This window comes from Streptomyces sp. NBC_00354 (assembly GCF_036106915.1).
Classification (GTDB): Bacteria; Actinomycetota; Actinomycetes; order Streptomycetales; family Streptomycetaceae; genus Streptomyces.
In genome coordinates, this window is sequence record NZ_CP107983.1 from 4,561,467 (window position 1) to 4,584,403 (window position 22,937).

Here is a 22,937-nt window from a genome sequence, read left to right on the forward strand (position 1 = left end):
ACGGCGACGGCCAACACTGAAACCCGGTCCGGGGCGAGGCCCTGGACCGGGTTCTTGTGTTGCTCAGCCGGGGTCAGTCACTGACTGGCCGCCACCTGCATGGTGCAGACGCAAAAGAGACGCGTGAGAGCGTCAAGCGCCGCGGCGCTGTGCCGACGGGCCGGACTCTTCGTCCTCGTCGTCGTCATCATCGCTGTTGTACAGATCCGCGTACTTGGCGTACGGGTCGTCGTCGTCCAGATCGTCATCGACTTCGACCGGCTCGCTGACAGGCAGCAGCGGTTCCGTCGGCGATGCGCCCAGCTCATTGGCCAGACGCGAGAGGTCAGTCCCGCCGCTGTTGTACTTCAGCTGGCGGGCGACCTTTGTCTGCTTGGCCTTGGCCCGGCCGCGCCCCATGGCTCGACCCCCTCGGTGACGGGGCTCGACGGCCCCAGAGTCTGACACGCGTTCATGGTTCGGAGCGGGCTCTCCGTGGAGAGACCGTCCGTAGGGCTTTAACGGTACCTGCTTCCGCGGCCATACGGTACGCCGCCCGCATGACGTGCCCCGGTGCAGGACCAATGAGGCGCCCCGTCCTCGCTGGTCAGCTGCGATTTTAACCCTTTCCTGGCGGGCGACCCGCCGAAGTGCAGTGAGTTCCGTCTCGCCGCAACCCCGGCGGGCGCACGTCAGGTCCCTACAGAGCCGGGGCCGAGCCCTTCGCAGCCTTCGCGGCGCGGGCGTCCGCCATCCGCTGCTCGGCGATCCGGTCGGCCGCCGCGGCCGGCGGGATCCCGTCCGTCTTCGCGCGAGCAAATATGGCCAGGGTGGTGTCGAAGATCTTCGCGGCCTTGACCTTGCAGCGGTCGAAGTCGAAGCCGTGCAGCTCGTCGGCGACCTGGATGACCCCGCCCGCGTTCACCACGTAGTCGGGCGCGTAGAGGATCCCGCGGTCCGCGAGGTCCTTCTCCACACCCGGGTGGGCGAGCTGGTTGTTCGCGGCGCCGCACACGACCTTGGCGGTCAGGGCGGGTACCGACTCGTCGTTCAGCGCCCCGCCGAGTGCGCAGGGGGCGTAGATGTCCAGACCCTCGGTGCGGATCAGGGCGTTGGTGTCGGCCACGGCGGTGACCTGCGGGTGCTTGTCGAGGATCCGGCGCACCGACTCCTCGCGGACGTCCGTGATCACGACCTCGGCGCCGTCCTCCAGGAGGTGCTCGACCAGGTAGTGGCCGACCTTGCCGACGCCGGCCACGGCGACCTTGCGGCCGCGCAGCGTCGGGTCGCCCCACAGGTGCTGGGCGCTGGCCCGCATGCCCTGGAAGACACCGAACGCGGTGAGGACCGAGGAGTCGCCGGCGCCGCCGTTCTCGGGGGAGCGGCCGGTCGCCCAGCGGGTCTCGCGGGCCACGATGTCCATGTCCGCCACGTACGTGCCGACGTCGCACGCCGTCACGTAGCGGCCGCCGAGGGACTCCACGAACCGGCCGTAGGCCAGCAGCAGTTCCTCGGACTTCAGGATGTCCGGGTCCCCGATGATCACGGCCTTGCCGCCGCCGAGGTCGAGACCGGCCATGGCGTTCTTGTAGGACATGCCGCGCGAGAGGTTCAGCGCGTCCATGACGGCCTCCTCGTCGGAGGCGTACGCGTGGAAGCGCGTACCGCCGAGGGCCGGGCCCAGGGCGGTGGAGTGGATCGCGATGACGGCCTTCAGGCCGGAGGCTCGGTCCTGGCACAGCACGACTTGCTCGTGGCCGCCCTGTTCCGAACGGAACAGGGTGTGCAGGACGCCGTCGGTCATTTCGGTCACGGTGGTGACTCCCATGGAAGAGATGCGGCGGAATGACGCCCGCCCTGCGGGTGGGGGAGGGCGCGCTGGGAGCAGCGTAAGACCTGCAGGGCGTATGCAGTCGACCTGTCCAGAGATCGAAACACTCCCGGAGTATGGGCGGCCGGCCCTGGAGGTCCGACGGACGCCCGGCGGAGTATCGCCGGGCGGTCCGGGGGAGTACGAGAGCGTGAGCGAAACCCCCGACCCCAGGCTGCCCTCGGCGCGCTCGGCGCCGACCGTCCCGTACGCCTCCTACCTGCGCGTCTACGAGCCCCTGACGGCTTTCGCGGAGCCGGAGCGCACGCACTGGGCCTCGTACGCCCGGCGCGGGGTGGTCCCGACCGCCCAGGACGAACTGCGCCGCTCCCTGTCCGACTTGGTCCGGGTCCCGGTGGTCGGGGTGCCGGCGCACGAGAGCGCGGACGCGTTCACGGCGGAGGTGGACGGGGTGCTGCTGGTCTGCCCGTGGCGGACCAGACTGCGCGGCTGGCTGGCGCTCCAGGAGCTGGTCGAGCAGTTCCCGCTCCCGGTGCTGGACGCGGCGCTCCCGCCGGTGGCGAGGCGGCGGGCGGCCGAGGAGTACGAGCGCTGGCGCGAGCGGAATCCGGATGCGCGCCCCTGGATCCGTACCGCGGTGTGGCAGGTGCCGGTGCGCTGGTTCGTGCTGGTGGCCGACGACGAGCGGGAGTACCTGCCGGGCGAGCTGATGCGCTACCGGACGCCGATGGTGCAGGCCCGGCGGCGGCTCGCGCGGGGACTGCGGACGCTGCGGGAGGCCGACGGGTACGGGGGGCTCGCGGACGGGCTGGTGGAGGTCGGCAGCTGGCTGGAGGAGTTCCACCCGCGCTCCATGGTCGAGCTGGATTACGGGGGCCTGGTGCACGCGCTGCCGGCGGACCGGCTGCGCGCCGACCGCTCGGCCCGGGACGTGGCGGTGGGGATCGCGGCGCTGCGGGCCGGGGACGAGGCCGGGGCCGCGGAGGCGTACGAGGAGCTGGCGGAGCGCTGGCGGGAGGTCCGGGAAAGACTGTTCGCGAACTGACCGGCGGCGGCCGTGGAGGGCGGCAGCGAGGGCTTCGCGTACCGTGCGTATCGGCCGATCAGCCACAAGTGGCTGATCGGAGGCTTGATCACCACATTCAGGTCTTATTTCCAGGACCTACGTCCCGATACGGGCCATTGGCCCAAGCGTGACGGACCGCACTAACTACACCCTTGCGCCCTTCCCCTACCCTCGTGCCAAAATAGGACAAGGAGTCCGGGGAGGGTTCCTTCCGCCCAACTAAGGGCGGAATGCTCGGCATTGCACTCTACGGGGGGTCCTGACGACTCCTGATCGCTCTGTGACTGATCGTCACAGTGGGGTGACTGTCCGTTATGGGATGGTCCATCGGCTTCCGCCGCTGATGAACACCTCGGAGGGCAATTCCATCGGTTTGGCCGTCGAGGCTGGACGGATGGTGTAGTTGTAGTGCCGAGGACAAGCCGTTCGTCCTATAACCGACTCGGCCCGCGTATGTCCATTTCGGGCAACGCGGGCCAAGGTGCAGAATTTAGAGGAAAGAACCGAGATGGTTCGGTTCTCCCGAGGAGGCCGCTCATGACCGCTCGCACCCCTGATGCCGAGCCGCTGCTGACCCCGGCTGAGGTTGCCACGATGTTCCGCGTGGACCCGAAGACGGTCACCCGCTGGGCCAAGGCTGGCAAGCTCACGTCCATCCGCACCCTGGGTGGACACCGCCGATACCGCGAGGCCGAGGTTCGCGCACTGCTCGCGGGAATTCCGCAGCAGCGCAGCGAGGCCTGAGGTCGCGCAAACACCCCGTTTTACCGGGCTTGAATCGGGTCCCCCAATCCGATGAAACCCACATGGCTTCAAACGCTCGGACCTGCCCCAACAGGTTCTTGGCGTTCGATCGCGCTGGACTCCGCCGGGTCCAGCGCGATCTTTTTTATGTCCGGGGACGGGGAGAATCGGGCTGGTGCGGGGCGCCGGCGGGGTGGGTGCCATTGCACATATTAAATCGAGCACGCGTATGGGTGCGATAAATGTGCGAGTCTCAAAAACTCATGTGGTGACTCCCGTCACAGGCTGTCACTCTTGTACAACCCGCAATGCACCCGTAAGGGGACGTGCGTCGCAGAGCGCCTCATGCGGATGGGGGATTTTCGCGGCGGATGCCCCGACGGGTCCGGGGTGGACCCCCAGGACTCTCCGACGGGCCCCTGGGCGGCCGCTGAGGGCTCTCAAGGGAGCACGGAGGGGCGGCGGGTGGGGCGATGGGTGGGGCGCAGAGTGCGGACAACGCATCAGGGCCCGTATCCCTGGGGATACGGGCCCTGATGGTGTTGCGAACCTGACGGGACTTGAACCCGCGACCTCCACCTTGACAGGGTGGCGAGCTAACCAACTGCTCCACAGGTCCTTGATTTGCGGCCGTTGGGCGGCTGCGAATCAGACTGTACCCCAGCTCAGGGGGTGCAGTCGAACCCGGTCAGCGGGCAGGGCCCGGGGCCGCCGCGTCCACCGCCTTCACGATCCGCTTGTCGGAGACCGGGTACGCCGTCCCGAGCGCGTGCGCGAAGTAGCTGACCCGGAGTTCCTCGATCATCCAGCGGATGTCGGTGACCGCGGAGGGCACCGGCCGGCCCTTCGGCAGCTGCTCCAGCAGCCACGCGTACTCGTCCTGCATCTCGTGGACCTTCTCCATGCGCGTGGTGTCGCGCTGGGCGCCCGTCGGCATCTGCTGGAGCCGCCGGTCGACGGCCACCAGGTAGCGCATCAGGTCCGCAAGCCGCCGCAGGCCCGTGAGCGTCACGAAGCCCGCCGGCACGAGGGCCGCCAGCTGCCTCTTCACGTCCTGCACGTTCGCCACCAGGGCGAGGCTGTTCACGGCCTTCAGGCGGCGCTCACAGGCCTGCCAGGCGGCCAGCACCTGCTGTACCTGGCCCACCGTCCGCACGGTCGTGTCCACCAGGTCGGCGCGTACGGCCTCGTAGAGCGTGCGGAAGCCCGCCTCGTCCCAGGCCGGGCCGCCGTGGTCGGCGATCAGCTTGTCGGTCGCCGCGGTCGCGCAGTCGTCGAACAGCGCCTGGATGGAGCCGTGCGGATTGCGGGACAGGGCCAGCTTCTGCTGGTTGGTCAGGTGGTCCGAGGCGAACTTCGCCGGGTTCACCGGGATGTTCAGCAGGATGAGCCGCCGGGTGCCCAGCCACATCGCCTGCTGCTGCTCGGCCTCCGTGTCGAAGAGCCGTACGGACACGCTCGTGCCCTCGTCCACCAGCGCCGGGTACGCCTTCACCGGCTGGCCCGCCCGCCGGGTCTCGAAGACCTTGGTCAGCGTGCCGATCGTCCAGTCGGTCAGACCGGTGCGCTCCAGCGACTCCCCGCCCGCCCGCTCGGCGGTGGCCGCGGCGGCCTTGGAGAGGGCCTGACGGGCCTTCGGCTTCAGCTTCAGCCGCAGGGCCTCCAGGTCCTTGTCCTCGGCGAGGTTCTTGCGGCGCTCGTCGATGATCCGGAAGGTGATCTTCAGGTGGTCCGGGATCCGGGAGAGGTCGAAGTCCTCGGCGGAGACCGGGACCCCGACCATCCGCTGGAGCTCGCGCGCCAGGGTGACCGGCAGCGGCTCCTGCAGAGGCACGGCCGTGTCCAGGAAGCGGGTCGCGAAGTTCGGCGCAGGCACGTAGTGCCGGCGGATCGGCTTCGGGAGGGACCGGATCAGCTCGGTGACGACCTCGGCCCGCAGGCCCGGGATCTGCCAGTCGAAGCCCTCGTCGGTGACCTGGTTCAGCACGTGGAGCGGGATGTGGACGGTGACGCCGTCCGCGTCCGCGCCGGGCTCGAACTGGTAGGTCACCCGGAACGTGAGCTGCCCCTGTCGCCAGGAGTCCGGGTAGTCGGCCTTGGTGACCCCGGCCGCCTTCTCCGTGAGCAGCATCTCGCGCTCGAAGTCGAGGAGTTCGGGCTCCTCGCGCCGCTTGTGCTTCCACCAGGAGTCGAAGTGCGCCCCGGAGACCACGTGCTCGGGGATCCGCTGGTCGTAGAAGTCGAAGAGGGTCTCGTCGTCGACCACGATGTCGCGGCGCCGCGCCCGGTTCTCGAGCTCCTCGACCTCGGTGAGGAGCTTGCGGTTGTCGGCGTAGAACTTGTGGTGGGTCCGCCAGTCGCCCTCGACCAGCGCGTTGCGGATGAACAGCTCGCGCGAGACCTCGGCGTCGATCCGGCCGTAGTTGATCTTCCGCTGGGCGACGATCGGTACGCCGTACAGCGTGACCTTCTCGTACGCCATGACGGCCGCCTGGTCCTTCTCCCAGTGCGGCTCGCTGTAGGTGCGCTTGATCAGGTGCTGGGCCAGCGGCTCGACCCACTCGGGCTCCACCTTGGCGTTGACCCGGGCCCACAGCCGCGAGGTCTCCACCAGCTCGGCGGACATGAGGAACTTCGGCTGCTTCTTGAAGAGCGCCGAGCCCGGGAAGATCGCGAACTTGGCGGAGCGGGCGCCCAGGTACTCGTTCTTGTCGGTGTCCTTGAGGCCGATGTGCGAGAGCAGGCCGGCCAGCAGCGAGATGTGCACGCTCGTCTCGGGGGCGTCGGCCTCGTTGACGTGGATGCCCATGCCCTTGGCGACCGTACGCAGCTGCGAGTAGATGTCCTGCCACTCGCGGATCCGCAGGAAGTTCAGGTACTCCTGCTTGCACATCCGGCGGAACGAGGACGAGCCGCGCTCCTTCTGCTGCTCGCGGAGGTAGCGCCACATGTTCAGGAACGAGAGGAAGTCGCTCGTCTCGTCCTTGAAGCGGGCGTGGTTCTGGTCGGCCTGCGTCTGCTTGTCCGAGGGGCGCTCACGCGGGTCCTGGATGGACAGGGCCGCCGCGATGACCATGACCTCGCGGACGCAGTTGTTCTTGTCGGCCTCGACGACCATGCGGGCCAGGCGCGGGTCCACGGGCAGCTGGGAGAGCTGCCGGCCCATCTGCGTGAGCCGCCTCGACGGATCCTTCTCGGACGGGTCCAGGGCCCCGAGCTCCTGGAGCAGCTGGACGCCGTCGCGGATGTTGCGGTGGTCCGGCGGGTCGATGAAGGGGAACTTCTCGATCTCACCGAGGCCGGCCGCGGTCATCTGGAGGATGACGGAGGCCAGGTTCGTGCGCAGGATCTCGGCGTCCGTGAACTCGGGACGGGCGTCGAAGTCGGTCTCGGAGTAGAGCCGGATGCAGATGCCGTCGCTGGTACGGCCGCAGCGGCCCTTGCGCTGGTTGGCGCTGGCCTGGGAGATCCGCTCGATGGGCAGGCGCTGGACCTTGGTGCGGTGGCTGTAGCGGGAGATCCGGGCGTTGCCCGGGTCGATCACGTACTTGATGCCGGGGACGGTGAGTGAGGTCTCGGCGACGTTGGTCGCGAGAACGATCCTGCGCCCCGTGTGCTGCTGGAAGACGCGGTGCTGCTCGGCGTGCGAGAGGCGGGCGTAGAGCGGGAGCACCTCTGTGAAGCGCAGGTTCCGCTTGTTCAGCGCGTCCGCCGTGTCGCGGATCTCGCGCTCGCCGGAGAGGAAGACCAGGACGTCGCCGGGGCCCTCGGACTGGAGCTCGTCGACGGCCTCGCAGATCGCGGTGATCTGGTCGCGGTCGCTCTCCGCTGCGTCCTCATCGTCCTCCTCCAGTAGCGGGCGGTAGCGCACCTCGACCGGGTACGTACGGCCGCTGACCTCGACGATCGGGGCCTTGCCGAAGTGGCGGGAGAAGCGCTCCGGGTCGATGGTCGCCGAGGTGATCACGACCTTGAGGTCGGGGCGCTTCGGCAGCAGCTGGGAGAGGTAGCCCAGCAGGAAGTCGATGTTGAGGGACCGCTCGTGGGCCTCGTCGATGATGATCGTGTCGTACGCGCGCAGCTCGCGGTCCGTCTGGATCTCGGCGAGCAGAATGCCGTCGGTCATCAGCTTCACGAAGGTCGCGTCCTGGTCCACCTGGTCGGTGAACCGGACCTTCCAGCCGACGGTCTGGCCGATCTCGGACTTCAGCTCCTCGGCGATGCGCTCCGCGACGGTGCGGGCGGCGATCCGGCGGGGCTGGGTGTGCCCGATCATGCCCCGGACGCCGCGGCCCAGCTCCATGCAGATCTTGGGGATCTGCGTGGTCTTGCCGGAACCGGTCTCACCGGCGACGATCACGACCTGGTGGTCGCGTATCGCCTCGGCGATCTCGTCCTTCTTCTGGCTGACGGGCAGGTTCTCGGGATACGTGACCTCCGGCATCCGCGAGGCACGGCCGGCCAGTCGCGCGGCGGCCTTCTCGGCCTCCGCGGCGATCTCGTCGAGCACGGCCTGCTTGGCCTCGGGCTTGCGGATGCGGCGGGCGCCTTCAAGGCGGCGGCCGAGGCGGTGCGCGTCACGGAGGGAGATCTCACCGAGAAGCGTCTGCAGGGCGGCGAAGGAAGTAGACATACCTGATCGAGGATCTCACCCGCAGGTGCCGGGTGGCGAACGCATTTGTGCCCCCTCCCCGTACCATTTCGGGACGAGATCGCCTGAACCGACCCGCCGACCGAGTGAGAGGCCCGCCATGTCCCGCGTCCGTGGAGTGTGGTGGCTGCTCGGCGCCGTTCTCGCGGTCCTGGTGGGGTGTGCGGTGCCCGCGGCGGCGACTCCGCTGTCGGGTCCGGTTTCGGCTCCGCTTTCGGGTCCGGTTTCCAGTGCGGTCCGGGGGCCGGTTTCCGTTTCGGCTGCTTCGGCGGACCCTGGCGTGGCCCGTGCCGTGGCGGACACCGGCCGGGGGCCCTCCTGCGATCCCGGGAACCGGGACCGGGGCCGGGCTCCGGGCGCGGTGCCGCGCGGAGCCGGGGAGCATGCGCATGCACCGGTGGGGCGGCCCGCGGTGGAGCAGGTCTGGGGGGCCCGGACGCTGCCCGTACGGCCGCTCGTACGCGGGCCCGACCGGCCGGCGCCGGGTCCGGTGGAGCTGTCCGTGATGCGGGTGTAGAGGACCGGCCCCGCCCGCCGGTCCGATCCACCATCCGCTGCTCTGGAGCACCCGTATGTCCCCTTCTCCTTCCTCTTCCTCCTCCGCTTCCGCGCGCAAGCCGCTGCTGATCTCCGCCGGGGTCGCGCTCGCCGCCGTCACCCTCGGGCTCGTGTCCTGGCAGGCGACCGCGCCCGAGGACGCCCCGGCCCGGTCCTCCTCCTCGGCGTCCGCGCCCCAGGGTTCCGACGTCCACGCCGAGCTGGCGAAGCTCGCCCGGCGCGAGTCGGGCGACAAGCTCGCCGCCGGGCGGGCCGACGCCCCCGTCGTGCTGATCGAGTACTCCGACTTCAAGTGCGGCTACTGCGGCAAGTTCGCCCGCGACACCGAACCCGAACTGGTGAAGAAGTACGTCGAGGACGGCACCCTGCGCATCGAGTGGCGCAACTTCCCGATCTTCGGCGCCGACTCCGAGGCCGCTGCCAAGGCCGCCTGGGCCGCCGGGCAGCAGGACCGGTTCGCGCAGTTCCACGCGGTCGCGTACGCCGACGGCGCCAAGGAGAAGGGCTTCGGCCAGGCGCGGCTGCTGGAGCTGGCCCGCGAGGCCGGGGTCCCGGACCTGGAGCGCTTCCAGCGGGACATGGCCGGCGAGGCCGCCGCGGCCGCCCTGCAGAAGGACCAGGAGGAGGGCTACCGGATCGGGGTCAGCTCCACCCCGTCCTTCCTGGTCAACGGGCAGCCGATCGCGGGCGCCCAGCCGCTCGACGCCTTCGCCGCGGCGATCGCCAAGGCCAAGGCGCAGGCCAAGGCCGAGGGCACCGGTGGGGCCGACGGCCGGGCCGCGCAGTGACCGGCGTCGGCGACATCGGGTACCTGGCCGCGCTGCTGGGCGGGCTGCTCGCGCTGCTCAGCCCGTGCAGCGCGCTGCTGTTGCCCGCGTTCTTCGCGTACTCGATCGACTCCGCCTCGCGGCTGCTGGCGCGTACCGGGATCTTCTACGCGGGCCTCGCGAGCACGCTCGTACCGCTGGGCGCGGCCGGCTCGTACGCCGGGCGGTTCTTCCACAGCAACCGCGACGGGCTGGTCCTGGCCGGCGGCTGGCTGATCATCGGGCTCGGGCTCGCGCAGATCCTGGGCCTGGGCTTCGCATCGAAGCGGATCTCGGAGCTGTCCGGGCGGATCCGGCCGACCACCGCCCTGTCGGTGTACGCGCTGGGCGCGGTCTACGGGCTGGCCGGGTTCTGCGCCGGCCCGATCCTGGGCAGCGTCCTGACGGTGGCCGCGGTCAGCGGCAGCCCGGTCTACGGCGGCCTGCTGCTCGCGGTGTACGCGCTGGGGATGGCCGTACCGCTGTTCGTGCTGGCGCTGCTCTGGGAGCGGTTCGACCTGGGCCGGCGGCGCTGGCTGCGCGGGCGGGCCGTCCGGGTGGGCCGCTTCGAGCTGCACACCACCTCGCTGCTGTCCGGGTTGTTCTTCATCGCCCTCGGCGCGCTGTTCCTCGCGTACGACGGGGCGAGCGCGCTGCCGGGGCTGCTCGACGTGGACGACTCGTACGCGGTGGAGCAGCGGGTCCGGTCGCTTGCGGACGCGGTCCCGGACTGGGCGCTGCTCGGGCTGGTGGCGGCGGGCGCGGCGGCGGTCGGCGTGACGCAGTGGCGTCGTCGTACCGGTCCCGAGAGCGGGGCGGAGTAACGCAGAAGGCCCCGTCCGATGGACGGGGCCTTCTTGTGGTGGCTGGGGCCGGGGTCGAACCGGCGACCTATCGCTTTTCAGGCGATCGCTCGTACCAACTGAGCTACCCAGCCACGAGACCGTTTCCGGCCTCAGCGATCCTGACGGGACTTGAACCCGCGACCTCCACCTTGACAGGGTGGCGAGCTAACCAACTGCTCCACAGGACCTTGCAGTGTGCGAGACCAAGTCTTGCACACGGTAATGCGTACCCCCAACGGGATTCGAACCCGTGCTACCGCCTTGAAAGGGCGGCGTCCTGGGCCACTAGACGATGAGGGCTAAAGGCCCGCCTGGGCGCTTTGCAGCGCGTCGGGGACGTGAGAAGCATATGGGATCCGGGGAGCTATCGCCAAAACGGTTTCTCCCCCGCAAGCCGGAGGCGCTCCCACCGGAGGGGCAATGGCCCGGTGCTGGAGATGACGCGCGAGGAGTTCGAAGAGCTCGTCGCAGAGGCCCTGAACCGCATCCCGCCGGAGCTGACGCGGCTGATGGACAACGTGGCGGTGTTCGTCGAGGACGAACCGCCGGCGGATGATCCCGAGCTGCTCGGGCTGTACGAGGGGACCCCGCTGACGGACCGCGGCGAGTGGTACGCCGGGGTGCTGCCGGACCGGATCACGATCTACCGGAACCCCACGTTGCGGATGTGCGAGGACCGGGAGAGCGTGATCGCGGAGACGGAGGTCACCGTGGTGCACGAGATCCCGTCGTACACCTCTTCGGGTGAGGAATCCCCTGTTCAGGTGACTCTGGCGGCTTGATCGGGCCGCCCAGGATCAGCCCCAGCCCAGTTCGTGAAGCCGCTCGTCGTCGATGCCGAAGTGGTGGGCGATCTCATGGACCACGGTCACGGCAACCTCGTGAACCACGTCTTCCGGGCTCTCGCACATCCGGAGCGTCGGCCCCATGTAGATCGAGATCCGGTCCGGGAGAACCCCCGCGTACCACTCACCCCGCTCCGTCAGCGGGGTCCCCTCGTAGAGCCCCAGAAGCTCCGGGTCGTCGGCAGCCGGCTCGTCCTCCACGAACACGGCCACGTTGTCCATGACCCGCGTCAGCTCAGGCGGGATCGAGTCCAGGGCTTCGGCCACCAGCTCTTCGAAGGCGTCTCGCGTCATCTCCAGCACACGGCCATTCTCCGTGACGACCATCACTCCCGAGGGGGTCGGACGCGGAGAGCCCCACTCGGCTGTCTCGCTCGCCCTCGCCGGAGGGGAGTGCCAGGGTGGCTCACACCACACATGTTCACTGCGGAACGGGGAGGGGCCGGTTGCTGTCGGGCGGGAAGTAAACGATCTCGGAGCGGGTGCCCCGAGATCCCTTGCACTCACCGCAAGCCACATGACGAAAGCCCCCACCAGCGCACCGGACAGGCGCGCGAGCGGGGGTTCTGTTGTCACTGCGAGTACGCGATCACTCCGGCGTCCGGGCGTACTGTTCCAGGGTCGCCTTACTGGTGGACCGGTCGACCAGTCGAAGCTCCCACGGCCCGGTGTTCACGTCGAAATCCTTGCCGAACCCGACCCACTTCCCGGCCATACGTCGGCCCGTCGGCCCGACCAACATTTGCAGGGCTCCGTGGTACCGCGCGCCGTTGTACTAGCCATCCGAGGCGGTCTGCTCCACCCACGATCCGGTGACCACGTCGCGGTCCACGGTCAGGTCCAGCGAGAGCGGGCTGTCAGGGTTGCTGCTCGCGCCCGGCAGGCTCTGAGTGCCGAAGAGCCGCTTACGCAGACCGTCGAACCCCTCGGGTCCACCATCACGTCACCGTTGAAGAACTGATCCGAGAAATGAACGGCTGCCGCCTTGACCTTCATCATGATCTGAACTGCCCGCTGATCGTTCAGGTTGCCGCGGGTCTGCACGATGAACTTGTCCACGTCCGCGTCACCACCCAGGATGGCGAGCGTCTCGATCTTCTGGTTGAGCGTCCCGGTGCTCTCCGGGTACGCCTCGTTGACCGCACGGAAGGAGACACCCGGGAGGGTGGACTCCTCGTTGTATCGATAGGCGTTGCCAGCGATCTTCATCAGCGGAAGACGATCCAGGATCGGCGATTCCTGAACGAACGCCTCGATGACACCGCGCTGTAACTGGTCCTGCGAGGAGCTTGGCGGATTCGGCCAGAGTGAGCGTCATTGAATTCTCCAATAGAGATAGCGGATACAAAAAGGAGCGAAACCGTGAACTCGGTATCGCTCCACAAGAAAGCTCTAATGAGCCATGCGAGTTTTTTTGCCTCCCTGCCGTGCGGTCTCGGGAGGGGCAGGGGTCACCCCCCCTGGTCAGAACGGCGGACGCTCCAGCGATTCACGCCGTGACCGCGCCTCCGCGGCGAATCCGCCCGGCTGATGCCTCGCTGTCTCTCGGTTGTGGCACCCGATGCACAGCGGACGCAGATGGTTCGGCCCGTCCGGGTTCGCCTCGCCCCGTGCGATCAACTCGCGTCGGGACAACGGCTGATGGTCTGCCACGTTGGCCGGACGGCCGCACAGCACGCACCACGGCTTCCTGTAGAGGTAGGCCCTGCGGATGCGCTGCCAGCGTGTGTCGTAGACAGCGCCGCCACGTGACGCACGGTCCGCGTTGGCCTCGCGCTCATGCTCGGTGCAGCGTCCGCCGGCTCGGGTCCGAAGATCACGAGGTCGACCTATCAGCGGCTCATTTAAGTAGGGGCGACAGATCAAGCCATCTGCCGCAGTGCCTACCGGAGGGAGTGGGGAATCAGTTCGCTGCAAATCGGGGGAAATGAGACAGCTTGCACTAGGTCAAGTCGACGAACCAGCCAAAGTGTTTTCAGTGACGCTTAATGTGATTGACTGCCGTTATTGCTTCATTGAGGATACTCCCGGAGCTCCCACAGGGGGAGCCTAGGGGGATACGGCATGAGGAATTTCGGAAGATCGATAGCTTTCGGCTTTGTGAGCGTGGTAATCGCAGTTTTTGGCGTTTCCACCCCAGCAGCCGCAGACGGCCCTCAGGTTGGCACCGCTACCGGCGACACCGGCCTTGACGCCACCGCCGGTCTCAAGGTCGGGCAGCCCGTCATCCACAAGCGCGGTGACGGGGTGAAGCCGCCCGCAGAGCTGGGAAACCCCTCTGAATGGGGTGTGGTAAAGATCGAAGTCAATGCGTCGGCGAGTTCTTTTCGGCCGCTGGCAAATAGCTGCCAAAACGTCACTCACGGCATCTGGTGCTACGGATGGGACAAGATCGATCCTGGAAAGAAGTGCTACTCAAACTACATCGCAAGTGTGGAACATAAATCTACGGTGCGGGTAAAGAACGTGGATTACTCCAGCGGCTGGGTGGGTGCAGGTGAAACCTCCTATGCGTATGCATACTCGGGCCTGCAGTACACGTGCTACAGCTATTACTCCAACGCCTAGTTCCTGCGGCGCGGGTTCAAGCCGCCCCAACTGGGGTAGCTAGTGTGCGACTCGGGGCCTGCACGAGGAATCGTGTGGGCCCAGAGTTGTACCGTCCCTGCTTATTTTTCGAATGGATAGGAGAGGGATATTAAAGATCTTTCGCTCGCTCGCGCTGCATCCCTGGCTTTGCCGCTAGGAGCCGGCCTGCTACTTGGGCTGGTAGGTCCTTTTGCTGAAAAATGGGATAGCCCCGTTGGTGTGGTTGTGGGTGTTATTTTCTCCAGTGGATGGTCATGGGCCTGTTTTGCATTTCTGGTGGGCTATTTTCGGCAATCGAAAATCGAATCAACCATACTGGCTTCTATCGGGTTGGCTATCGGTGTAGTCGCTTACTATATTTCGAAAGATTGGGGTTCTGTCACCCCGGACGGAATGGCGGCCGGCGTCTCAAGTGGAGGAACGTCCTCTAAGATCGAAGCGTGGGCGTTCTTCGCGTTTGCATTTGGGGCACCTCTTGGGTTCTTGGGTAACGTGGCACGAGTGCCAGGTGTTGGTGGCCTCTTCTTTCGGCTGCTCATTCCACTCGTGGCCTATTATGAGATGTCTATGCGCTTGGCTGACGAGGCGCGGGGGCTGGATTCGATTATCGTCAATCTCTGGACAGTGATTCGGGTCATTTCGGTTGTGGCTGCGCTTGCCTTGGTGGGTCACACAATCTGGAGTTTTTGGCGCGCTCGGCGTAGTCGTTATTCGAGATCTGAAGAGAGTGATTGCCAAAAAGCTCGTGAGGTGAGCTGATCGGCGAAGTAGAAGTCATTGCCCCCGCCAGCCACCAGCTCGCCCTCCTCTAACCGAACTCCGTCGCCGTCTTGAGCTTGTGGCAGCCCCGACAGAGCGGCTGCACGTTGTCGTCCATGTCCTCGCCACCGAGGGACAGCGGACGTACGTGGTCCACGTCCACGTCATCGGAGCCGTACGTTTCCAGGCACCAGTCACACCAGACCGGGCCCCGTTCCTGCACGAGTCGACGGAGGCGCGCAGCAGCGTCGTACCGGGCCGCTCGTCGCCGGCTCCGGGACCGCCGTGCCCGAACCGCCGGACTACGTTCATAGTCCTGGTGGTGTGACTGGCAGTGCCCGCGGTGCGTCGCGGGGCTGGTGCAGGCGACACTGCGCACAAGCGCCCCATCAGATGAATCACATGGAAGTTGCTCCCCTCCCAGAGGCCAGTCATACAGATCAGGTTTCGCTTCGGCTGCTGCCCGTTCCGGACCTGAACCGCTTTCTCAACACCCTTCGCCTCGCCGCGCTGTGGCGCGACTCCGCCGACTTGAGGCGCCCCTCTTTCTCCCGGTCTTAGTGGAGAGCAGACCTTGCCCGGCCTGCGCGCTGGCGGCGGACAGGATTTTGGGCTTGCCATAGTGGACGCCCGAGGTTTCCGGCACCCTGCCAGGCCGCATTGGTGTCCAGGGTTCCACTCCGTCTCCCTGCTTTTTGGTGAGAGCATGGGGCGCCCGAGGGCTGCTAGTAGCGCAGTGCTGTTCGGGACGCCGGTCTCTCTTCTTTCTTATTTTTTCTATGTGTTCTAAAGAATCGGTTGCAACCGTCACTCCAACCCCGATCACCCCGCTGACAGGCAGCCCGACCCCGAGGGCTCGCAGGCGGACGGCCACGGAACGCCCATACGCCTGCCTGCGGGCACAAGAAAGCCCCGGACGATCACGGGGGCCATCCGGGGCTGTGCGCCCGACTGGGGGCGTCTGAGGGGTTACGCGGGCGTCGGCTTGGCGTCGGCCTCAGCGAGCGTTGTGGGGAAGGTCAGGCCCTCGGGGCGTTCCTCCCCGACCCACCAGAAGCGGAAGCGGTCGAAGGACGGGCGGACGCCGGTCTTGCGGGCCTTGATGACCCAGGCGCGTTCCAGCACGAGACCGACGATCTCTCGCCGTTCGGCCAGCGGCCAGTTCGCCCACGCCTCCTTGAAGAGCTCCGTGTCCCGCAGGAACGTGATGTCGAGTGATCCGAGATCCGTAGGTACAAGATCGCGCGCAAGATGGCCACTGCGCGCGAGAATGGCTCTCGTGGTGACATGCAAACCTCCCCCAACCCCGCTGACCAGCCTAGATCCGAGGTCGGACAAGGTGTCTAACGGGTGTTCCTGCCTGCACGCGATCGCCCATCACTTCGGGATCGACGACGAGCGGCTGCACGCGCTGGGCTACGGGTGACCGGCCCGCAGCCGGGCGGGGCCGGCCCCGCCGAGGCGATCGATCCGGACGTCGACCTCCATGTGCCGGGGCAGCGTGCCGAACGGCCGGGCCCGGTGCTCGCCGCGATCGCCGCGGGCGGCGCTCTCGGGTCCTCGGCGCGGTACGGGGCGGCGCTGCTGTGGCCGGCCGGGCCGGGGGGCTTCCCGTGGGCGACGTTCTGGACCAACGTGCTCGGCTGCGCGCTGATCGGGGTGCTGATGGTGCTGATCAGCGAGGGCGGCCGGTCGGCGCCGCATCCGCTGGTCCGGCCGTTCGTCGGGGTCGGGGTGCTCGGCGGGTTCACCACCTTCTCCACGTACGCGGTGGACTTCTCGCGGCTGCTGGAGGAGGGGGAGCCCGGGACTGCGCTGGCGTACGCCGGGCTCACGGTGGTCGCGGCGCTGGGCGCGGTGTGGGCGGCGGCCTCGGCGACCCGTTTCGCGGCCCGCCTCGCGCTGCGGGGGCGGGCGTGAACTGGCTGCTGGTGGTGGCGGGTGCGGTCGTCGGGGCGCCGCTGCGCTATCTGACGGACCGTGCGGTGCAGGCGCGGCACGACTCGGTGTTCCCGTGGGGGACGTTCGTGGTGAACGCGGGCGCCTGCCTGGTGCTCGGGCTGCTGACGGGGGCCGTGCTGGCCGGTGCGGCCTCGGCGCGGCTCAACCTGCTGCTGGGGACCGGGCTGTGCGGGGCGCTGAGCACGTACTCGACGTTCTCGTACGAGACGCTGCGGCTGTACGAGCGCGGCTGGCGGTTCCTGGCCGCTGCGAACGTGGCGGCCTCGGTGCTGGCGGGGCTGGGCGCGGTGACGCTGGGGTCGCAGGTGGCACGGCAGTTGTTCGCCTGAGCTGCCTGTCCTGACCGTGCCGGATGTGCCGGATGTGCCGGATGTGCCGGATGTGCCGGACGCGCCGGACGTGGCCGGATCCGCCGGTGCGCGCCCGGCGGGGCGGCGGATTGCGGACAGGCGGTGTCCCCAAGGGCGTGTCTCTTACGGGGCAAAGGGAGTTGGGCACATTGACCCGCTCACAGCGAACCCTGACCGCCCTCCCTCGGCCACGGCCGGGGGGACCCCCAGGAGGTGCCCCGTGCGCCAGTTGTCCGCTTCCCTCCGACTGGCCGTCTCCGCGCTCGCGGTCGCGGCCACGGCGGGCTGCATGAGTGTCGGCGAGGACGGCGCGAAGCCCGGGCCCTCTTCGCCGGCGGACCGCAAGGCGGCCGCCGAGGCGGCCGGAGGTTCCGTTTCCGGCAAGGGGTCGGGGGTCCACGGCAACGGCCGCGGCTCGAAGTCCGGCGCGGCGGGCGGGCAGGGCAAGCCGGCCGAGGACGGCAAGGCGTCCGGCGCCACCGGGGCCTCCCCCAGCCCGGGCGCGCCCGCCGGCCGGCCCGGAGCCCCCTCGCCGTCGGCCGGTCCGGGCGGCGGCGCAGGCGGTCAGGGTCCGCAGCAGCCGACCTCGGGCGGATCCGGAAGCGGTGGCTCCGGTGGGACGCACGTCACACCTCCCGTCCAGCCGCCGAGCCCGGAGCCGCCCGTGACTTCGCCCACTCCGCCCGCCCCGACGCCGCCCGCGCCGGAGCCCAGCGCCTCCCCCTCCGCGTAGCCGCGGGGCGGCCCCGGGAGCGGTCGCGGGCGGGTGCCGGGTTCCTGGATCGGCGGGATCGTCGCAGGTCAGAGGGGGTCGGGCCGGAGCGACTTGCCAGACCCGGGGGAGGGTGCGTATGGTTATAGATCGTTTGATCCCATTGCCCGGCGCCGAATCCGAAGAGCGCCGTGTGGCGCGTACTCTCCCTAGCCGTGGCTGACCGCATTGAGGCGGTCGATTTGCGATTCACGGAGTTTGGGCGCGTGCCGAGACTCCGGAAGGTTTCGCATTTCGCATGTCCATTTCCAGTTCTGACCGTGCCGTCATGCCCGAGAACGACTCGAACGAGATCGTCGACGCCGTCGAGGCCCTTGTGGTCACCGAGGCGATCGAGGCCGCTGAGGCGGACGAGATCATCGAGGCTCTTGAGGCCGACGTGACGACCGACCAGTCCATCGACGCCGAGGCGGACGACGCCGACGCCGAGCCCACCATCACCTTCGGCGACCTCGGTCTGCCCGAGGGCGTCGTGCGCAAGCTCGCGCAGAACGGTGTCACCTCCCCCTTCCCGATCCAGGCCGCGACCATCCCGGACGCCCTGGCCGGCAAGGACATCCTCGGCCGCGGCCGCACCGGCTCCGGCAAGACCCTCTCCTTCGGTCTGCCCACCCTGGCCCGCCTGGCCGGTGGCCACACCGAGAAGAAGAAGCCCCGCGCGATCATCCTCACGCCGACGCGTGAGCTCGCGATGCAGGTCGCGGACGCCCTCCAGCCGTACGGCGACGTGCTCGGCCTGAAGATGAAGGTCGTCTGCGGCGGTACGTCGATGGGCAACCAGATCTACGCCCTCGAGCGCGGTGTCGACGTCCTCGTCGCCACCCCGGGCCGTCTGCGCGACATCATCAACCGCGGCGCCTGCTCCCTGGAGAACGTCGAGGTGGCCGTCCTCGACGAGGCCGACCAGATGGCCGACCTGGGCTTCCTGCCCGAGGTCACCGAGCTGCTCGACCAGATCCCCGGCGGCGGCCAGCGCATGCTCTTCTCCGCCACCATGGAGAACGAGATCGGCACCCTGGTCAAGCGCTACCTGACCAACCCCGTCACGCACGAGGTCGACAGCGCCCAGGGCAACGTCACGACCATGACGCACCACGTCCTCGTCGTGAAGCCGAAGGACAAGGCGCCGGTCACGGCCGCCATCGCCGCCCGCAAGGGCCGCACCATCATCTTCGTCCGCACCCAGCTGGGCGCCGACCGCATCGCCGAGCAGCTCGTCGAGGCCGGCGTGAAGGCCGACGCGCTGCACGGCGGCATGACGCAGGGTGCCCGTACCCGCGTCCTCGCGGACTTCAAGGACGGCTACGTCAACGCGCTCGTCGCGACCGACGTCGCCGCCCGCGGTATCCACGTCGACGGCATCGACCTGGTCCTGAACGTGGACCCGGCCGGCGACCACAAGGACTACCTGCACCGCTCGGGCCGTACGGCCCGTGCCGGCAAGTCGGGCGTCGTGGTCTCCCTCGCCCTGCCGCACCAGCGCCGCCAGATCTTCCGCCTGATGGAGGACGCGGGCGTCGACGCCTCGCGCCACATCGTCCAGGGCGCCGGCGCGTTCGACCCGGAGGTCGCCGAGATCACCGGTGCGCGTTCGCTGACCGAGGTCCAGGCCGACTCCGCGAACAACGCCGCCAAGCAGGCCGAGCGCGAGGTCGCCGACCTCACCAAGCAGCTCGAGCGCCTGACCCGCCGTGCCGGCGAGCTGCGCGAGGAGGCCGACCGCCTGGTCGCCCGCTCCGCGCGTGAGCGCGGCGAGGACCCGGAGGCCGCTGTCGCCGAGGTGGCCGAGGCCGCCGAGGCCGAGGTCGCGGCCGCCGTCGCGGCCACGCCGGCCGCCGAAGAGCGCCCTGCCTTCCAGGCCCGTGACGACCGCGGCAACTACGAGCGTCGCGACAACCGCCGCGACGACCGTGGTGGCGACCGTGGTGGCGACCGTGGCGGCTTCCGCGGCGGCGACCGTGGCGGCTTCCGCTCCGGTGGCGACCGTCGTGACGACAACCGTGGTGGCGGCTTCCGCCGCGACGACCGTCCGTCGGGTGGCTTCAACCGTGACGACCGCGGTGGCGACCGTGGCGGCTTCCGCTCCGGCGGCAGCGACCGCCCGTCCGGTGGCTTCCGCTCCGGTGGCGACCGTCGTGACGACAACCGTGGTGGCGGCTTCCGCCGCGACGACCGTCCGTCGGGTGGCTTCAACCGTGACGACCGCGGTGGCGACCGTGGCGGCTTCCGCCGCGACGACCGTCCCTCCGGTGGCTTCCGCTCCGGCGGCAGCGACCGCCCGTCCGGCGGCTTCCGTCGCGACGACCGTCCGTCGGGTGGCTTCAACCGTGACGACCGCGGTGGCGACCGTGGCGGCTTCCGCCGCGACGACCGTCCCTCCGGTGGCTTCCGCTCCGGCGGCAGCGACCGCCCGTCCGGCGGCTTCCGCCGCGACGACCACCGCCCCTCCGGCTCCGGCTCGACCGGCTCCTTCGGCGGCCGCCGCGACGACAAGCCCCGCTGGAAGCGCAACGGCTGACACCGGCCCCCGGCTCTGAGCTGACGGCCTGACAGGGCCCCCACGACACCGTCGTGGGGGCCCTGTTCTGCGTTTTGTGAGCCGCGCCGGGCCCGGTCAGCCGATACTCGATCGGCGGACCGTTGGTCTGCGGCTATGCTCTGGGGTGAGCACGTGAGGGCCATTAGCTCAATTGGCAGAGCAGCGGACTTTTAATCCGTTGGTTGTCGGTTCGAGTCCGACATGGCCTACCGCTCCGAGGCCAGGGGGAACCCCCTCTGACCTGCCACTGAGCGCCCCACCCGGCTTCGGCCGGGCGGGGCGCTCAGTCGTTTGACCTCCCGCCCATGACCGCACGCCGCCCCGTCACACCCCGGCCAGGCTCCGCCCGTCCGAGGGCCGCACTCACGGACGCCCACAGCCCGCCTGCCGGGTCCGGCCCGCCCCGGCACGCCACGGGGCCCACCTGTACGGCCAGGTGGTCATGTGCGCCCTACGTGGGGAACTCGCCGCACCGGTTGCGGGTGACGAAGACGGTGGGCGGGTAGTCGGCTGCCGTACCCGCCGATGGGCACGCCATGGCTCCCCCGTCCGCGCACACGGTGGCGCACACGGCCGACCCAGCCGGACCGTGTCGACCACGGCTGGTCCGACTGCTCGAAGTCACCCAGCGGGGCACGTGAGACGTGGTGAACTCGCCCACCCGGGAGCTCCTGCGTCACCGCTGTGCCACCCGCGGTCGCGACCGGCGCGGGCGGCACAGCGGGGGTGGTCACGCCCCGAGGAAGTCGCGGATTCCGGCCAGCGGGTCGCGACCGTGCTCGTCGGCGTACTCATGGCGGCGCGAGTCGGCCTTTTCGGGATTCGCCAGGCAGCAGTAGTCCCAGAAGTCGACCAGCACGCGGAACGCGTCGTCGAGGGTGTATTCACCCTGAACGTGCTCGACGAAATAGTTCTCCACCCTGACGCCCTGCGGGCTGATGGTGACGGTGTGCGCGTTCCCGTCCAGATCCTCCGGCGCGAAGCCCGGGTTGGCCTCGGCCTCGGCCACCAGGTCGATCGCCTCCAGGACGGACAGCGGCGAGAGCTGGATGTCGGCCGTAACCCACTCTCCCAGGAACATCAGCTCGTCAGGCCCGGAGAAGGACGGCACCCCGAAGGCGTCCTCGACGTAGTACTTGGTGCGGATCACTGCGCTGCTCTCCTTCTTTCCTACTTCTTCTTCGGCAAGAGCGGGTAAATGGTCTTCGCATCACCGGTGATCGGGCAGAAATAGCCTTCGAACGTGATGCCTTCCAGGTTCCACGCCACTTGTTGGTGGCGGGGTCGACTACCAGGCCGTTCTCGAAGGACTTCTGCATGGCGCGCCTGACCTGCTTTTCCGTCCAACCCGGGGGGAAGAAGGTCGACTTGGCCCGCTTCATCACCATCTCCCCGGTCCGCGGATCACGCATCGACGGTTGTCGGTTCGAGTCCGACATGGCCTACCGCTCCGAGGCCAGGGGGGAATCCCCTCTGACCTGCCACTGAGCGCCCCACCAGGCTTCGGCCAGGCGGGGCGCTCAGTCGCTTCGCCCGGCACGCGACCACAGCCGTACAGCAGCTTGCCTGCAGCCTCGGGGCCGCCGGCCGCTGCCACCGGCTTCCGGCCCCCGGTCGCCGCTGCGAACACGGCGGAACACGGCGGAGCCGACCTGGGCGACCGTCACGTTGTGAACTCGCCCACCCAGGACCGCTTGATCAGGTGCTTGGGCAGGTAGTCGGATTCGACGCCGAGCACCATGTCCGCGTCGTACGCCATGCACGCGATGGCGAGGGGGGCCAGGGCGACGAGGCCTTCACCGCTCAGCGAGCGGGCCTCGTTGGCCGTCCAGTACTCCTTGTACCGGCGCAGGGCGTCTTTCAGGGCACGCCACCTCAGTCACGCAGCAGCGACACGGGTACTCGCGCCAGCCTGTCGAGGCGGGCCGTCTCCCGGCACATCAGCGCCAGGCAGAAGGCGTCGATCCAGGTCCCCGCATTGAGGTGGAGCTGCGGACCGGTGGTGGCGAGCTGCTGCTCCTCCTGACGGATCCTGCAGGTCACCCTCTCCTGGTTGCTGCACGCCGCCGCGAAGACCGCCGAGTACACCCTCGGACGTCTCTCCATGGTGTTCTCGCCTCAAGGTCGGCAGGACGCGTCATTCTCCGTCGTCGACCTGCGAGGCCAAACGCAGAGTGAGTTCCGCACTGGCCAGCATCCGGGTGATCTCGATAGGGGGGCTTGAGAATTCCTTCCTCACGACGTCGGCGGGGTCGATCCGGCGAGTGACGCCGTCCCGCCCCGTCGCCTCGATCACGTAGCGGTATCCGCGGGGCGCGTCGGCGTCGTGCGCAACATTCCACTGCGCTCCGTGCTTCTGAATCAGGTAATCGGCGACGTAGGAGAGCAGATCACTGTGCAGCGTGATCCAGTCCGACTGCTCGAAGTCACCCAGCGGGGCCCGTGAGACATAGCCCTGGAGGGCAGGGATGAGACTCAGTGGGTCACGGCTGTAGATCTCAGGCGCCACCCCGAGCATGTCCGCCACCTCAACGATGTTCCGGCGCCCCTCCTCGATCCATCCCTGGAGATCCGGCTCGCTTGCCTCGGTCACACCTGAAACCGACGGATATCCCGTAAACCGCTTCTCGAGCCGCATGGG

At 68.7% G+C, this 22,937-nt stretch carries 22 protein-coding genes, 5 tRNA genes and 2 pseudogenes; 13 read left to right on the plus strand and 16 right to left on the minus strand.

Features of this window, described 5'->3' with window-relative positions; all coding sequences use genetic code 11:
- Positions 1-132: 132 nt before the first annotated feature.
- Entirely contained in the window at positions 133-399 is a 267-nt protein-coding gene (locus OHT74_RS20800) for a DUF3073 domain-containing protein (protein WP_030292353.1), read from the minus strand.
- A gap of 280 nt (positions 400-679) precedes the next feature.
- On the minus strand, positions 680-1,807 hold the full coding sequence (locus OHT74_RS20805) for a Leu/Phe/Val dehydrogenase (RefSeq protein ID WP_266665880.1): 1,128 nt from the start codon (positions 1,805-1,807) through the stop codon (positions 680-682).
- 193 nt (positions 1,808-2,000) lie between these two features.
- Here OHT74_RS20805 and OHT74_RS20810 point away from each other — a divergent pair, with 193 nt between their 5' ends.
- Both OHT74_RS20810 and bldC read left to right on the plus strand, forming a co-directional pair.
- Entirely contained in the window at positions 2,001-2,855 is an 855-nt protein-coding gene (locus tag OHT74_RS20810; protein ID WP_266665881.1) for a hypothetical protein, read from the plus strand.
- Positions 2,856-3,413: 558 nt separating this feature from the next.
- Positions 3,414-3,620 carry a developmental transcriptional regulator BldC gene (gene bldC / locus OHT74_RS20815; protein ID WP_003949541.1) on the plus strand — a complete coding sequence of 69 codons (207 nt, stop codon included), beginning with the start codon at positions 3,414-3,416 and terminating at the stop codon, positions 3,618-3,620.
- 545 nt (positions 3,621-4,165) lie between these two features.
- On the opposite strand, the gene OHT74_RS20820 is transcribed toward bldC, so the two are convergent.
- Together OHT74_RS20820 and hrpA are read right to left on the minus strand one after the other, a co-directional pair.
- Positions 4,166-4,239: transfer RNA gene (locus OHT74_RS20820), tRNA-Asp, on the minus strand.
- Positions 4,240-4,308: 69 nt separating this feature from the next.
- A complete protein-coding gene (gene hrpA / locus OHT74_RS20825; protein ID WP_328621027.1) occupies positions 4,309-8,253 on the minus strand; it encodes an ATP-dependent RNA helicase HrpA in 3,945 nt (1,314 codons plus the stop codon).
- Between the two features lie 298 nt (positions 8,254-8,551).
- On the opposite strand from hrpA, the gene OHT74_RS20830 reads away from it, so the two are divergent.
- The 3 genes from OHT74_RS20830 to OHT74_RS20840 are packed head-to-tail and all read left to right on the plus strand — an operon-like array spanning position 8,552 to position 10,459.
- Positions 8,552-8,788: a hypothetical protein gene (locus OHT74_RS20830; protein WP_328621028.1), complete on the plus strand. Its 237-nt coding sequence runs from the start codon at positions 8,552-8,554 to the stop codon at positions 8,786-8,788.
- Positions 8,789-8,843: 55 nt separating this feature from the next.
- Positions 8,844-9,617, plus strand: coding sequence for a DsbA family protein (locus OHT74_RS20835; RefSeq protein WP_328621029.1), 774 nt, complete (start codon positions 8,844-8,846; stop codon positions 9,615-9,617).
- Positions 9,614-10,459: a cytochrome c biogenesis CcdA family protein gene (locus OHT74_RS20840; RefSeq protein ID WP_328621030.1), complete on the plus strand. Its 846-nt coding sequence runs from the start codon at positions 9,614-9,616 to the stop codon at positions 10,457-10,459. The genes OHT74_RS20835 and OHT74_RS20840 overlap by 4 nt, the downstream gene beginning before the upstream one ends.
- 36 nt (positions 10,460-10,495) lie before the next feature.
- On the opposite strand, the gene OHT74_RS20845 is transcribed toward OHT74_RS20840, so the two are convergent.
- The 3 genes from OHT74_RS20845 to OHT74_RS20855 form a co-directional block, all read right to left on the minus strand.
- Positions 10,496-10,572 (minus strand) — tRNA-Phe (locus OHT74_RS20845).
- A 22-nt stretch (positions 10,573-10,594) separates the two neighbouring features.
- Positions 10,595-10,668, minus strand: a tRNA-Asp gene (locus tag OHT74_RS20850).
- A gap of 39 nt (positions 10,669-10,707) precedes the next feature.
- Positions 10,708-10,780 (minus strand) — tRNA-Glu (locus tag OHT74_RS20855).
- A 128-nt stretch (positions 10,781-10,908) separates the two neighbouring features.
- On the opposite strand from OHT74_RS20855, the gene OHT74_RS20860 reads away from it, so the two are divergent.
- Positions 10,909-11,262 (plus strand): metallopeptidase family protein, encoded by a 354-nt coding sequence (locus OHT74_RS20860; protein ID WP_328621031.1) that lies wholly within the window; start codon positions 10,909-10,911, stop codon positions 11,260-11,262.
- 15 nt (positions 11,263-11,277) lie between these two features.
- Here OHT74_RS20860 and OHT74_RS20865 read toward each other — a convergent pair whose 3' ends face one another.
- The 3 genes and pseudogenes from OHT74_RS20865 to OHT74_RS20875 all read right to left on the minus strand — a co-directional run bounded on the left by OHT74_RS20865 (position 11,278) and on the right by OHT74_RS20875 (position 12,582).
- Entirely contained in the window at positions 11,278-11,628 is a 351-nt protein-coding gene (locus OHT74_RS20865) for a metallopeptidase family protein (RefSeq protein WP_266383504.1), read from the minus strand.
- Positions 11,629-11,914: 286 nt separating this feature from the next.
- A pseudogene (locus tag OHT74_RS20870) lies at positions 11,915-12,214 on the minus strand (XRE family transcriptional regulator); the annotation flags it as partial.
- Complete coding sequence (locus OHT74_RS20875) at positions 12,160-12,582, minus strand: major capsid protein (protein ID WP_443047715.1); 423 nt, start codon at positions 12,580-12,582, stop codon at positions 12,160-12,162. The pseudogene OHT74_RS20870 and the gene OHT74_RS20875, both read right to left, overlap by 55 nt.
- Positions 12,583-13,425: 843 nt before the next feature.
- On the opposite strand from OHT74_RS20875, the gene OHT74_RS20880 reads away from it, so the two are divergent.
- Both OHT74_RS20880 and OHT74_RS20885 read left to right on the plus strand, forming a co-directional pair.
- Positions 13,426-13,893 (plus strand): hypothetical protein, encoded by a 468-nt coding sequence (locus tag OHT74_RS20880; protein ID WP_328621033.1) that lies wholly within the window; start codon positions 13,426-13,428, stop codon positions 13,891-13,893.
- 240 nt (positions 13,894-14,133) lie between these two features.
- Positions 14,134-14,673, plus strand: coding sequence for a hypothetical protein (locus OHT74_RS20885; protein WP_328621034.1), 540 nt, complete (start codon positions 14,134-14,136; stop codon positions 14,671-14,673).
- Between the two features lie 49 nt (positions 14,674-14,722).
- Here the strand turns inward: OHT74_RS20885 and OHT74_RS20890 are convergent, their stop codons facing one another.
- Together OHT74_RS20890 and OHT74_RS20895 are read right to left on the minus strand one after the other, a co-directional pair.
- Positions 14,723-15,052: an HNH endonuclease gene (locus OHT74_RS20890; RefSeq protein WP_323139575.1), complete on the minus strand. Its 330-nt coding sequence runs from the start codon at positions 15,050-15,052 to the stop codon at positions 14,723-14,725.
- Positions 15,053-15,642: 590 nt separating this feature from the next.
- A complete protein-coding gene (locus tag OHT74_RS20895) occupies positions 15,643-15,966 on the minus strand; it encodes a hypothetical protein (protein WP_328621035.1) in 324 nt (107 codons plus the stop codon).
- A 129-nt stretch (positions 15,967-16,095) separates the two neighbouring features.
- Between OHT74_RS20895 and OHT74_RS20900 the strand changes: the two genes are divergently transcribed.
- The 5 genes from OHT74_RS20900 to OHT74_RS20920 all read left to right on the plus strand — a co-directional run bounded on the left by OHT74_RS20900 (position 16,096) and on the right by OHT74_RS20920 (position 20,505).
- A complete protein-coding gene (locus tag OHT74_RS20900; RefSeq protein WP_266665891.1) occupies positions 16,096-16,593 on the plus strand; it encodes a FluC/FEX family fluoride channel in 498 nt (165 codons plus the stop codon).
- Positions 16,590-16,964 (plus strand): fluoride efflux transporter FluC, encoded by a 375-nt coding sequence (locus OHT74_RS20905; RefSeq protein WP_266665892.1) that lies wholly within the window; start codon positions 16,590-16,592, stop codon positions 16,962-16,964. Before OHT74_RS20900 ends, OHT74_RS20905 begins: the two co-directional genes overlap by 4 nt.
- 241 nt (positions 16,965-17,205) lie before the next feature.
- On the plus strand, positions 17,206-17,718 hold the full coding sequence (locus OHT74_RS20910) for a hypothetical protein (RefSeq protein WP_266665893.1): 513 nt from the start codon (positions 17,206-17,208) through the stop codon (positions 17,716-17,718).
- Positions 17,719-18,025: 307 nt separating this feature from the next.
- Positions 18,026-20,275, plus strand: a complete 2,250-nt coding sequence (locus OHT74_RS20915) for a DEAD/DEAH box helicase (protein ID WP_328621036.1) — start codon at positions 18,026-18,028, stop codon at positions 20,273-20,275.
- A 157-nt stretch (positions 20,276-20,432) separates the two neighbouring features.
- Positions 20,433-20,505, plus strand: a tRNA-Lys gene (locus OHT74_RS20920).
- A 521-nt stretch (positions 20,506-21,026) separates the two neighbouring features.
- Here the strand turns inward: OHT74_RS20920 and OHT74_RS20925 are convergent.
- The 4 genes and pseudogenes from OHT74_RS20925 to OHT74_RS20940 all read right to left on the minus strand — a co-directional run bounded on the left by OHT74_RS20925 (position 21,027) and on the right by OHT74_RS20940 (position 22,934).
- Positions 21,027-21,446 carry a hypothetical protein gene (locus tag OHT74_RS20925; RefSeq protein WP_328621037.1) on the minus strand — a complete coding sequence of 140 codons (420 nt, stop codon included), beginning with the start codon at positions 21,444-21,446 and terminating at the stop codon, positions 21,027-21,029.
- Positions 21,447-22,055: 609 nt separating this feature from the next.
- Positions 22,056-22,175: pseudogene (locus OHT74_RS20930) on the minus strand (immunity 49 family protein); the annotation flags it as partial.
- A complete protein-coding gene (locus OHT74_RS20935; RefSeq protein ID WP_328621038.1) occupies positions 22,172-22,402 on the minus strand; it encodes an Imm49 family immunity protein in 231 nt (76 codons plus the stop codon). The gene OHT74_RS20935 and the pseudogene OHT74_RS20930, both read right to left, overlap by 4 nt.
- A 31-nt stretch (positions 22,403-22,433) precedes the next feature.
- The gene (locus OHT74_RS20940) at positions 22,434-22,934 is read right to left on the minus strand and encodes a hypothetical protein (protein ID WP_328621039.1); all 501 of its coding nucleotides are present in this window, start codon (positions 22,932-22,934) and stop codon (positions 22,434-22,436) included.
- Positions 22,935-22,937 lie beyond the last annotated feature (3 nt).